Source organism: Acinetobacter sp. YH12023, from assembly GCF_013420135.1.
In the GTDB taxonomy this organism is placed as follows: domain Bacteria; phylum Pseudomonadota; class Gammaproteobacteria; order Pseudomonadales; family Moraxellaceae; genus Acinetobacter; species Acinetobacter amyesii.
In genome coordinates, this window is sequence record NZ_VOYU01000024.1 from 1 (window position 1) to 8,862 (window position 8,862).

The 8,862-nt window shown below is 42.2% G+C and carries 11 protein-coding genes, 2 pseudogenes and 1 other annotated feature; of the genes and pseudogenes, 3 read left to right on the forward strand and 10 right to left on the reverse strand.

Features of this window, described 5'->3' with window-relative positions; all coding sequences use genetic code 11:
* Window positions 1–181: 181 nt before the first annotated feature.
* A pseudogene (locus tag FTT92_RS16275) lies at window positions 182–1,154 on the reverse strand (IS3 family transposase).
* Window positions 749–865 (reverse strand) — a sequence feature (AL1L pseudoknot). It overlaps the preceding pseudogene by 117 nt.
* Window positions 1,155–1,175: 21 nt before the next feature.
* Between FTT92_RS16275 and FTT92_RS16280 the strand changes: the two are divergent.
* Complete coding sequence (locus FTT92_RS16280) at window positions 1,176–1,523, forward strand: hypothetical protein (RefSeq protein WP_159138984.1); 348 nt, start codon at window positions 1,176–1,178, stop codon at window positions 1,521–1,523.
* A gap of 793 nt (window positions 1,524–2,316) precedes the next feature.
* Here FTT92_RS16280 and FTT92_RS16285 read toward each other — a convergent pair.
* From FTT92_RS16285 to FTT92_RS16310, 6 genes are all read right to left on the reverse strand, one after another.
* The gene (locus FTT92_RS16285) at window positions 2,317–3,126 is read right to left on the reverse strand and encodes a hypothetical protein (RefSeq protein WP_108091266.1); all 810 of its coding nucleotides are present in this window, start codon (window positions 3,124–3,126) and stop codon (window positions 2,317–2,319) included.
* Between the two features lie 127 nt (window positions 3,127–3,253).
* A complete protein-coding gene (locus tag FTT92_RS16290) occupies window positions 3,254–3,469 on the reverse strand; it encodes a hypothetical protein (protein ID WP_042087985.1) in 216 nt (71 codons plus the stop codon).
* The gene (locus FTT92_RS16295; RefSeq protein WP_042087986.1) at window positions 3,459–3,755 is read right to left on the reverse strand and encodes a BrnT family toxin; all 297 of its coding nucleotides are present in this window, start codon (window positions 3,753–3,755) and stop codon (window positions 3,459–3,461) included. Before FTT92_RS16295 ends, FTT92_RS16290 begins: the two co-directional genes overlap by 11 nt.
* A 70-nt stretch (window positions 3,756–3,825) precedes the next feature.
* Entirely contained in the window at window positions 3,826–4,326 is a 501-nt protein-coding gene (locus tag FTT92_RS16300; RefSeq protein ID WP_068550831.1) for a hypothetical protein, read from the reverse strand.
* Window positions 4,323–5,252 carry a MobA/MobL family protein gene (locus FTT92_RS16305; protein ID WP_119065094.1) on the reverse strand — a complete coding sequence of 310 codons (930 nt, stop codon included), beginning with the start codon at window positions 5,250–5,252 and terminating at the stop codon, window positions 4,323–4,325. The genes FTT92_RS16300 and FTT92_RS16305 overlap by 4 nt, the downstream gene beginning before the upstream one ends.
* On the reverse strand, window positions 5,252–5,407 hold the full coding sequence (locus FTT92_RS16310) for a hypothetical protein (protein WP_002061201.1): 156 nt from the start codon (window positions 5,405–5,407) through the stop codon (window positions 5,252–5,254). Before FTT92_RS16310 ends, FTT92_RS16305 begins: the two co-directional genes overlap by 1 nt.
* Window positions 5,408–5,686: 279 nt before the next feature.
* Here FTT92_RS16310 and FTT92_RS16315 point away from each other — a divergent pair, with 279 nt between their 5' ends.
* The gene (locus FTT92_RS16315; protein ID WP_108091264.1) at window positions 5,687–6,103 is read left to right on the forward strand and encodes a conjugal transfer protein TraD; all 417 of its coding nucleotides are present in this window, start codon (window positions 5,687–5,689) and stop codon (window positions 6,101–6,103) included.
* Window positions 6,104–6,321: 218 nt separating this feature from the next.
* Here the strand turns inward: FTT92_RS16315 and FTT92_RS16320 are convergent.
* A pseudogene (locus FTT92_RS16320) lies at window positions 6,322–6,453 on the reverse strand (IS3 family transposase); the annotation flags it as partial.
* Between the two features lie 63 nt (window positions 6,454–6,516).
* Here FTT92_RS16320 and FTT92_RS16325 point away from each other — a divergent pair.
* On the forward strand, window positions 6,517–7,221 hold the full coding sequence (locus FTT92_RS16325) for an IS6 family transposase (RefSeq protein WP_005028420.1): 705 nt from the start codon (window positions 6,517–6,519) through the stop codon (window positions 7,219–7,221).
* Window positions 7,222–7,256: 35 nt separating this feature from the next.
* Here FTT92_RS16325 and FTT92_RS16330 read toward each other — a convergent pair whose 3' ends face one another.
* Both FTT92_RS16330 and floR read right to left on the reverse strand, forming a co-directional pair.
* Window positions 7,257–7,523: a LysR family transcriptional regulator gene (locus tag FTT92_RS16330; RefSeq protein WP_077170324.1), complete on the reverse strand. Its 267-nt coding sequence runs from the start codon at window positions 7,521–7,523 to the stop codon at window positions 7,257–7,259.
* Window positions 7,524–7,550: 27 nt separating this feature from the next.
* Window positions 7,551–8,765, reverse strand: coding sequence for a chloramphenicol/florfenicol efflux MFS transporter FloR (gene floR, locus FTT92_RS16335; RefSeq protein WP_000214122.1), 1,215 nt, complete (start codon window positions 8,763–8,765; stop codon window positions 7,551–7,553).
* Window positions 8,766–8,862: the final 97 nt, after the last annotated feature.

The following is an 8,862-nucleotide window of genomic DNA, read 5'->3' on the forward strand; positions in this document are numbered from 1 at the left end:
ATAGGCCCACGCGGGGCGTGTGGTGGTCATGACGAATCAACCCTCGATTAAGGAATACCGGGCGACGTCTGCTCGTCAGCAATCAGATGAGACTAGCCTTACAGAGCGCCGCAACAACAATACTGGTTGTTGCGGCTTACTTGTCTGCTGACTTGGAATTTCCCATCTGATTACTCCACGCTTACGAATATGAATTGCTACATTTTATCCGATTATCTTTTGCTTCGCAATGCGGCATGGGCGCACTCAGCGTTCCAGCCCCCTCTGCCGCCCTAAATGCTTGCTCCAATGCATCGAGCACCATATCTGTATTCATCCGTGTCGATACTTTCCATCCAACAATTGCTCGTGAGAACACATCAATAATAAATGCAGTATAAACCCAGCCTGAATTTGTTTGAATATACGTAAAGTCACTCACCCACAGTTGGTCAGGATGATCAGCAGTAAAATTACGTTTTACCAAGTCATCCGCTCGTTTTTGATCATCTCGGCTACGGGTGGTTTGTTTGTTCTTACCACGCCAAACACCTTTTATACCTAGCTTTTGCATTAATCGAGCAACAGTACAGCGCGCAATAATATAGCCTTCACGTTTCAGTTTTTGCCAGACTTTACGTACACCATACCGACCTGAACTTTCCTTCCAAATTCGTTTAATCTCCTCAGCATGATGCAAGTCATGTAAATCTCGCTTTGCTCGATGTTCTGGATTTTCACAGAGATCTAGAGTCCGGTAATAGGTTGAAGGTGCGATCGGTAAAATTCTACAAATCGCCTCGACTCCGTACAGCTCTTTATTATTATGGATAAAATCCACCATTATTTGTGTGGGCGGTCGAGCTCCGCCTGGGCGAAAAAAGCGGCTGCTTTACGTAGAATTTCATTGGCGCGTTGCAGTTCTTTATTTTCGCGTTCGAGTTGTTTGATACGTTCTTGGTCTGAAAGCTGCTGTACTTTAACTGGATTTTGTTTATCTAAATATTTTTGATACCAAACACGTAGTGTTTCAGGAGTACAACCCTTGCGCAGTATACTGCTCAGGGAGCAATAGCGGTGATCGCAGCCCAATTCGATGGATAATCTTTCTCGGATTCAATCAATAATTGAACCGCTCTTTCTCTGATTTCAGGGGTATATTTTACTTTTTTCATCGGGACATTCTCTCAGAAAGCTTGGTCTCCGACAAACCCGGTACGGTTCAAGGTGAGATTTCTAAAATATATGTAGACAAAAATTCAATCAAAACAGCACCAAATAATAATGATATTAGATATTTTTCTATAAAAGAAGTTCACTCAAATCCTAAAAATAATGTAGTGAAAAATAATTTAGCGATTGAATGTTCACAAGGTCTTTTCTTGAGCCCATTTACTAATCAATGGGAACCTATTTTTCAAAGAGGCTATATTATTGGTACTCTAAAAACCTATGAATATTATAGCTATACAACTGTTTGCGATGATGTCAGAGGAAAATATTCTAATAACATTATTATTAATACAAACAGAATTGGATTTTAATAATAGCCTAAGCAGAACAAGCTTCTCAAAAGCTCTTCTATAAAAATATAAAAACCTATAAAAGCAAAAGCACATGCTCTCAACTTCTCAACTCGTTACCCAAGCGTCGCACTTCGTGCTTTGGCTTTGGTGAACGGTTGAGAGAGTTTCGGCAATACTCTCCCTAAAGGCGGTCATTTAAAAAAATGACACATCCTTTAAGTATTGCCGATTTACCGCATATTCTTTTGGCTTCGGAGCCACGTATATCGGTCGTATCCGCACATAGCTTTGCAGACTATGCAGACAAGGACTAAAGGTCTTGCACCTTCTCCCACGCGCTCCCTGTCGAAGTATGGCGGTATCTCTGCGAGGGTTTCCCCAACATGCAACTTAACCAACCTATACAGCTACTCTTAACGCTCCGCTTTTGTGAGATTCCCCTGTAGCGGTTTAGCCTTTCGACTATCGCTACGTTGCACCAGTGACACTTATTCCCTCCACATGCAACGCATGCCAATCCCTAAAACGGACACGCAGAAGCAGGCAAAGCTCGATCTATGATGCTTATTTGATGATTTAAAACACGGATTAACGAAGACTTATCATTTTGAGACTTGATCTAAACACTGTTTATTGTGAAAATAGAGTTCAGGTACCAGCCTTTGGTGAAATCATAACGGTCGCCAAACCTTATGATCTTCGTTATTCGATGGGTTAACATCAAATAACTGCGTACCGTAGAATTTACTGGAAAACCCCTCTAAGTTGCAAGGCTTAGGGGGGATTTTCTTTATAATTTACAATTACAAATTTACTTATCCTTATTTAAAGCAAATTTTCGCTTCTTAATCACAGTAATTGACTTTTCTTGTGAAGCTATATTTTGCTGAATAGCTACCTGCTTCATTTTTACTGGTAAAGTAATCTTTTCATCAGATTTGGGGCTAGATTCTTTAGGCTTTGAATCTGTTGGCTTTTGCAAAGTTGCTTCTTTATTTTTAATTTTTATATAAATTTTATGTACGACCGTATTGTGTTCTTTGATCTCCTTATTTTTACTCTTTATTTTTTTATATTGTTCTTTAAAGGGCGTTATAAAATTCTTAACCGTTGATAGCAGTACAGCTTCATCAGAGTGTATATCTGCTAATGTCTTTGGTGTTTCACTTTGTACAAAATCAATAAAATGTAAGGGAAATTTTTCAATAATCTCTGGAGTAGCAAAACTAACAAAATGATATCCGTGATAAGAAATTACAGCGTAATTTGTATCCTGTTTAATCGGATGTTTGATATATCCCTTTACTGTCGCTTCTCCTTGATCCAATAGCTTTTTTAGATAGAAATCCTTGATATGATTCTCTAAAACTCTACTTTTTCTATAAAAATTAATCTTATTGTTAATCTCTTCTCGCTCTTCTATTTCATCAACAATATCTAACTTATGACTAAATTCAACAAATTGAGCATGATGATATTCAGCAAGTTTAGAAGTCCAAATTAAGATTTGTCCAAGATTATCAGGCTTAATAATCTCAATATCGTTGAAATCAAGTTTTTTTATTAGTGCAAGTTCTTCATGCTTGAACTCTTTTCTTTCCAAACTTGAATGTTTCAACATAACAACTTCCTTAACCACGGCGTATCCTTCAAAAACTATAAAGTAAAAGCTCATTTGGTATGAATACCAAATGAGCTTTCTAATTAATCAATCAAACATTAAAACAAAAAAGGGAGGTCATACCTAATTAAGTACGTTTCAATGCCATAATATGGCGAACCATATCGTTAATATGTTGTTTTGTTTCATTATCTTGTGAACCTAACCATGTCACCACATCAGCATCAAAAGCCTTTGCTTGAGCGATGGCGTGACGTTCCTGTAATTTTTTCACAAAACTAGGTTTAACCAATGGGGCATTGGTAGGATCAAAATTTTTATAGCGTTCTAATTCATTTTGCATTGCTGTACCTCCGCTTTTGGTGATGTGATGGTTCAAATGCAGTGATTATTCTCGCAACATCTCCACGTTCAACCCAAACCACTGTTAATAGTCTACCACGATTGCTTAAACCGACTGATATTAGTCGTTGTTCGTCATAGTGTCCTACATCATCAAAAGACATCAATGCAGGATCAAGGAAAATACTACAGACTTCTTCGAACGTAATTTCACGCCCTCTGTAGACTAAATCCATTTTTTGGTCATGCCATTCAAATAACAAGCCGTAATATTCAATCAATGGCATGATTACCCCTTTTCCTCTCGTAGAATTGAAATTAAGTAAGAATTTTCTTTTAGCATAAGAAATATTCTTATTATTTTGGGTCTATGACACAAAAATCGCCATTTTTTCCATATCCGCACTGCTTTTTCATCACTCGGACACACGGTTTAGATTCTCCATCAACTTTACAACTTCCAATATCAAACTGGATGCCTTGCTGTCTCAGGCTCTCGATCTGCGGGATATTGCCTAAAGGTTTGATATAAACACTAAACAGCCAAATGATACCAAGCATCAGAATGGCAAAGATGCCTAGAACAATGGTAATGAGCTTCCATGACAACTGATCACGGGCTGATTCAATTGAATTATTCAAGCGTCCAAGTGCTTTAGCGGTCTTAATAAGCTCCGCTGTACCCTCCTGTAAGCCCGTATTTAGCGATTTTGATACAGTATGGTGGGTCTGCCCAGCAATAGTGCTTTGAATGTGTTCTTTCGTGATTTGAAGCTCTTTAACGGCCTGATTGACGAGGTTCTGCTGTTGTTCTGCAACTGCCATTAGTGCATATAGCTTTTTTTCATCAGGTGTCATCGGCTCATCCCTCTAAACTTCATTGTTTTCTGTTGCTCTCTTTCTAATTTCTGCTGTTGTTTGTACTGTTCCAAAGCAAGCTGTTTAAAGCTGTCAAAATCAGCCTTAAAGCTCTCAATACCCTGTTTAATTTCTTTGTCTGAAATTGGGCTGTTTTTGAGGTCTTTCAGGTCTTGTTTGGGGTCGCCTAAGTCTAGTCGCTCAAGCTCTTTATAGGCTGTACGTGATTGTTGTAGGGCTTCCCTAATTTCAGGGTCTTTGGCTTGGCTTGGTAACAGTTTCTTTTCGGGTTCTTTCTCTATGCCTTGCTCTTTGTAGCTTCGCATATCAATACGGCTATCAATTTGATGTTTTTCTAAATGGCTGTTGCATAAATCCGCCCATCTTTGGCGTAGGTCTTTAATATCAATTTTTCGTTCCTGGTAACTCTTGCCTGTATTGTCTTTTTTAGCTCCGCCACGTTCAGGATTTTTGCTGTTATAGCGTTTGAAATATTGCTCTGGATCTCGTTCGATTCCATCTTGCAGACGTTCATTAAACATGAGATGCACGTGGGGCTGATCGTTGCCGTCCATTGCTTTAGGGTTATGAATCGCAAACTGATATGGATATTTTGAGCCGATCTCGGACTGAATGAACTCCTCAACCAGTTCTAGACGTTGTTTGGCATTCATCTCTCTAGGCAGGGCAATTTCATATTCTCGATAGGTACTGCCATTTTTGCGCTCGTAAAGGTCGGCTGCTTCCCAAAAGGTAATCGGATTATGTTCAGCCCATTTCGGCATATTCCCATAGGCACTATGTTCAAGGTCGGTTTCTGCCTGTTCTTGTTTCAGCTTTTTTTCTTCATCCCGATCAATATATTCGGCATGCGGTGCTGCTTTACCTGCCTTACCGACTTTGACACTTAAACGAGCAATCGCCATTAGGTCTTATCCTGTTCCTTTTTTCGGTTACGTTCTTTTTTAAACGCTCTTTGATCAAGTATCGAAGCCCACATCATAATGATGATAATTAGCGGTGCTGCGATCACGCCAAAACTAATATCTTTGATTTTTCCCAATACCTGTTTTAGTTGCATGCTGTTGCTCCTAGCTTTGGTACTTCTTTTTTTCATTCAATTTTCAATTGAACGAAAAAAAGAAGTTTCAGGGTTTTAGGGATGAAGTCCCTAACGTGCTTAGGTTTCTCAATGAAATTGAGAAACGTCTAAGCGCGCCATCAATTTTTTGATGGAAGTACAGGCGACAATCTCTAGAACGACTTTAACAAAATTGCGTACCTTGGACGTAATTATTTTGTTATCGTTCTTTGAGTATTGAGCCTGTGCTTTTGCGGTATATGAATTAAGGAATTGAATATGAATAATGATTGGCTGTCTGAAAAAATTACCTACATTTCTGCTTTAAAGAATCCCAGTGATGCACAAAAGCTTTTATTAGAATTAGCTCAAATCCAATACCGTACTCCCGACCAAGAGAAAAAATTGAATGCCTTGATCAAAGCTGAAAAAGCCATAGATCGAGCGAATAAACAGAAGATAGCAGTCAGAAAATTACTGAATGCAGAAAAGGAAGCTGAACGAAAAGCTCGTACACGTCATCTCATTCAATTAGGCGCACTTTTTGAAATTGCTAACCTTGATCAGCGTGACCCAGCCGAATTACTTGGAATTCTGCTTAAAACTGCTGAAATAGACCCAAATGATATGAAATGGCAAATTTGGAAGGATTTAGGATTAGAAGTTCTCAAACAACGTAAAAATAATTCAAATTAATTATAAGCTAAGCTAGATCAGCAATAAATTAAGTTATGATTTAACAAATCATTATGAGATTTCATAGGACAATTAATGAAAAAGTTTATCTTAGGACTCTGTCTATCTTTACCAATTCTCTCTCATGCAGCACCTAAATGGGAACTTGCTAATGTATTCATCACAAACAAAGATAAAGGTGAACCGTACCGGGTTTGTCGGAGAGTTTTTTATTTAAGTTAGGCCACCTGACCTAACGGGTTAATCTTATCATAGTACATTGCTTCAAAATCAAAAGGTGATACATAACCTAGTGCACTATGTACACGCTCTTTATTGAACCAATCTACCCAATTTAGTGTCGCAAGTTGGGCACTGTTGCAAATAGGCTGACATGATAAGCTAAATATCTTATTTATTTCGAGATACAGCAGATGAATCCCTTCCACGGTCGGCACTTTCAAGGTGAAATCATTCTTTGGGCTGTTCGTTGGTATTGTAAATATGGCATCAGCTATCGTGAACTTCAGGAAATGCTGGCCGAACGTGGAGTGAATGTTGATCACACCACAATTTATCGCTGGGTTCAGCGTTATGCTCCAGAAATGGAAAAACGTTTACGTTGGTATTGGCGTAATCCTACAGATCGACATTTATGGCATCTGGATGAAACTTACGTAAAAGTGAATGGCAAATGGGCATATCTATACCGTGCAGTTGACCAACGTGGCCATACTCTTGATTTCTATCTTTCTGCTAGACGAAATACCCATTCAGCTTATTGTTTTCTTGGAAAAATTTTAAATAATGTGAAGAAGTGGCAAATTCCACAAGTGATCAACACGGATAAAGCACCCACATATGGACGTGCTTTATCACGGTTAAAACGGGAAGGTAAATGTCCACCAGACCTTGAGCACAGGCAGATTAAGTATAAAAATAACGTGATTGAATGTGATCATGGCAAGCTAAAGCGGATCATCAGGGCCACATTAGGATTCAAATCTATGAAGACGGCTTATGCCACAATTAAAGGTATTGAAGTCATGCGTGCACTACGTAAAGGACAAGCATCGTCATTTTATTATGGTCAGCCTCAGGGTGAAGTGTGTCTAATCAACAGGGTTTTCGGTCTCTAAGTACTTTTTAAAGGGAACATCATCGACTCAAATCTCTATTTGCAACAGTGCCCCATGAAGTGCCTGCCTGCGTCTGTTAGCCGAACGCCCCGCGCATGGCGCTCAAATAGCAGGACACCAAGGTTATCCTCCAGCGCTTTCACACGCGCGCTGACGCTCGACTGGCTGATACCAAGTGCCTTGGCCGCATGCCGAAAATTCAGATGCTCGGCGACGGCGATGAACTGAACAAGGGAAATGAGCGGTATCCTGCCAGACAGGATACCGACATTCACGAGGTTTCGATGGTTAGTGCGCCGCATCGGAGCGGGCCTGCTACCAGTCGTCGGTTAGACGACTGGCGACTTCTCGGTGGCAGCCCCACGGAGCCGAAGGAGCACCAGCCCCAACGAAACCAGTACCGCCATCGCCGTGGCGTAACAGATCACGGGCCACGCTGTGTCACCGTTTAAAAGTGCCACCGCCAATGTCCCGACAATGCTGACTATCAGGCTTTGAACGCAGAAGTAGAACGCGACCGCTGATCCCGCGATGTCGTCGAACTCTGCCAAAGCGCCGTTCGCGGTAACGGACACCGTGAAGACAATACCGACCGCGACAACCCACATCGGTAGGATGAAGGTGAGGAATGACGGCGAGCCGTAAAGTTCGCCGATCCCCAACAGGACCGCTCCGCAAACAAGCAACGCCATCCCACGCGCCACGCATCCTGCGATGCCCCATCTGGCGACAAAGGACTTCGCGAAACGGGTTGTCACGATCATTACAAGCGCGACAGTGGCGAAGGCAAAGCTGAATCCGATCTCGGAATATTCCGCTTGGCCTATGAGCACACGGGGAGCCGTCGAGAAGAAGACGAAGTAGGTGCCCATACCGGCGCTAAAGCCGACAGTGTAAACCCAAAAAGCCGGACTCGCGAAGATCGGCAAGACAGATCGGCGCGTCTTGACTTGATCCAGAGGGCGGGTTTCGTGCCACCTGAAACCCGCATTTAGGAGTGCGAGCATCGCCAGTATAGCCAAAGTAATGAATATCGCCTGCCATCCCAAGAACTCGCCGATCAATACTCCGGCGATAGGGCCGAGCGCAGGCACGAACGCCAGCATCGAACTGAAAAGGCCGTAGATGACGACACCCTCAGGACGGTTGGCATAAACGTCGCGAACCGTCGCGAACGTCGCCACCAGCATGGCCGACGCGCCCACTGCTTGAAGTAGACGGAAAGCGACAAAGGCCGGTGCAGTTGAAGACCAAGCTGCTCCCAGAGACGCAATGACGAAAGCCGTTGCGCCCGCAAGTAGAATTGGCCGTCGCCCGATTCTGTCTGAGAGCGGACCAAAAATCACCTGGCCCACGCCGAGCATCACCATATAGAGGCTCAACGTGAGTTGGATCATAGCGGGCGTCGTGTTCAGGATGCCGGGCATCGCTGGAACGACAGGGAGATAAATATCCATCGCCAGTGAAGCGAGGATGTCGAAAGGAGCCATCAGCAGCAGTGCTGCCGGCAGCGTATAGGCCCACGCGGGGCGTGTGGTGGTCATGACGAATCAACCCTCGATTAAGGAATACCGGGCGACGTCTGCTCGTCAGCAATCAGATGAGACTAGCCTTACAGAGCGCCGCAACAACAATACTGGT

Excerpts from the sequence above, each read along its gene's own strand:
- FTT92_RS16285 (WP_108091266.1), bottom strand. The coding sequence starts at position 3,126 with ATGTTGAAACATTCAAGTTTGGAAAGAAAAGAGTTCAAGCATGAAGAA.
- FTT92_RS16290 (WP_042087985.1), bottom strand. The coding sequence starts at position 3,469 with ATGCAAAATGAATTAGAACGCTATAAAAATTTTGATCCTACCAATGCC.
- FTT92_RS16295 (WP_042087986.1), bottom strand. The coding sequence starts at position 3,755 with ATGCCATTGATTGAATATTACGGCTTGTTATTTGAATGGCATGACCAA.
- FTT92_RS16300 (WP_068550831.1), bottom strand. The coding sequence starts at position 4,326 with ATGACACCTGATGAAAAAAAGCTATATGCACTAATGGCAGTTGCAGAA.
- FTT92_RS16305 (WP_119065094.1), bottom strand. The coding sequence starts at position 5,252 with ATGGCGATTGCTCGTTTAAGTGTCAAAGTCGGTAAGGCAGGTAAAGCA.
- FTT92_RS16310 (WP_002061201.1), bottom strand. The coding sequence starts at position 5,407 with ATGCAACTAAAACAGGTATTGGGAAAAATCAAAGATATTAGTTTTGGC.
- FTT92_RS16315 (WP_108091264.1), top strand. The coding sequence starts at position 5,687 with ATGAATAATGATTGGCTGTCTGAAAAAATTACCTACATTTCTGCTTTA.
- FTT92_RS16325 (WP_005028420.1), top strand. The coding sequence starts at position 6,517 with ATGAATCCCTTCCACGGTCGGCACTTTCAAGGTGAAATCATTCTTTGG.
- FTT92_RS16330 (WP_077170324.1), bottom strand. The coding sequence starts at position 7,523 with ATGCGGCGCACTAACCATCGAAACCTCGTGAATGTCGGTATCCTGTCT.
- floR (WP_000214122.1), bottom strand. The coding sequence starts at position 8,765 with ATGACCACCACACGCCCCGCGTGGGCCTATACGCTGCCGGCAGCACTG.